The sequence below is a fragment of the Serratia sp. (in: enterobacteria) genome, from assembly GCF_051654945.1.
In the GTDB taxonomy this organism is placed as follows: Bacteria; Pseudomonadota; Gammaproteobacteria; order Enterobacterales; family Enterobacteriaceae; genus Chania.
Map to the genome: position 1 here is coordinate 1 of NZ_JBOFZA010000060.1, position 1,745 is coordinate 1,745.

1 tRNA gene and 1 rRNA gene are annotated in these 1,745 nt (G+C 51.1%); both read left to right on the forward strand.

The annotated features are described in order from the left end of the window. Positions 1-10: 10 nt before the first annotated feature. A tRNA-Ala gene (locus tag ACRDCA_RS08920) sits at positions 11-86 on the forward strand. Between the two features lie 220 nt (positions 87-306). After that, positions 307-1,745 (forward strand): 23S ribosomal RNA (locus tag ACRDCA_RS08925); the annotation flags it as partial.

Here is a 1,745-nt window from a genome sequence, read left to right on the forward strand (position 1 = left end):
GTGACTGTATGGGGCTATAGCTCAGCTGGGAGAGCGCCTGCCTTGCACGCAGGAGGTCAGCGGTTCGATCCCGCTTAGCTCCACCATATCCATATGGTCCTTGATAATACTTCAGAGTGTACTGGCAACAGTATGCTGCGAAGTATTTTGCTCTTTAACAATCTGGAACAAGCTGAAAATTGAAACATGACAGCTGAAACTTATCCCTCCGTAGATGTATTGGGGTAAGGATTAACCTGTCATAGAGTCTCTCAAATAAACAGCACGACAGTGTTCTCTGTTTACAGAAACATCTTCGGGTTGTGAGGTTAAGTGACTAAGCGTACACGGTGGATGCCTAGGCAGTCAGAGGCGATGAAGGGCGTGCTAATCTGCGAAAAGTGTCGGTAAGGTGATATGAACCGTTATAACCGGCAATACCCGAATGGGGAAACCCAGTGTGTTTCGACACACTATCGTATGGTGAATACATAGCCATACGAGGCGAACCGGGGGAACTGAAACATCTAAGTACCCCGAGGAAAAGAAATCAACCGAGATTCCCCTAGTAGCGGCGAGCGAACGGGGAACAGCCCAGAACCTGAATCAGTTTGTGTGTTAGTGGAAGCGTCTGGAAAGTCGCGCAGCAAAGGGTGATAGCCCCGTACACTAAAATGCACATTCTGTGAGTTCGATGAGTAGGGCGGGACACGTGACATCCTGTCTGAATATGGGGGGACCATCCTCCAAGGCTAAATACTCCTGACTGACCGATAGTGAACCAGTACCGTGAGGGAAAGGCGAAAAGAACCCCGGCGAGGGGAGTGAAATAGAACCTGAAACCGTGTACGTACAAGCAGTGGGAGCCTACTTTGTTGGGTGACTGCGTACCTTTTGTATAATGGGTCAGCGACTTATATTTTGTAGCAAGGTTAACCGTATAGGGGAGCCGTAGGGAAACCGAGTCTTAACTGGGCGAATAGTTGCAAGGTATAGACCCGAAACCCGGTGATCTAGCCATGGGCAGGTTGAAGGTTGGGTAACACTAACTGGAGGACCGAACCGACTAATGTTGAAAAATTAGCGGATGACTTGTGGCTGGGGGTGAAAGGCCAATCAAACCGGGAGATAGCTGGTTCTCCCCGAAAGCTATTTAGGTAGCGCCTCGTGAACTCATCTTCGGGGGTAGAGCACTGTTTCGGCTAGGGGGCCATCCCGGCTTACCAAACCGATGCAAACTCCGAATACCGAAGAATGTTATCACGGGAGACACACGGCGGGTGCTAACGTCCGTCGTGAAGAGGGAAACAACCCAGACCGCCAGCTAAGGTCCCAAAGTCATGGTTAAGTGGGAAACGATGTGGGAAGGCATAGACAGCCAGGATGTTGGCTTAGAAGCAGCCATCATTTAAAGAAAGCGTAATAGCTCACTGGTCGAGTCGGCCTGCGCGGAAGATGTAACGGGGCTAAACCATGCACCGAAGCTGCGGCAGCGACGCTTAGGCGTTGTTGGGTAGGGGAGCGTTCTGTAAGCCGTTGAAGGTGAACTGTGAGGTTTGCTGGAGGTATCAGAAGTGCGAATGCTGACATAAGTAACGATAAAGCGGGTGAAAAACCCGCTCGCCGGAAGACCAAGGGTTCCTGTCCAACGTTAATCGGGGCAGGGTGAGTCGACCCCTAAGGCGAGGCCGAAAGGCGTAGTCGATGGGAAACAGGTTAATATTCCTGTACTCGGTGTTACTGCGAAGGGGGGACGGAGAAGGCTA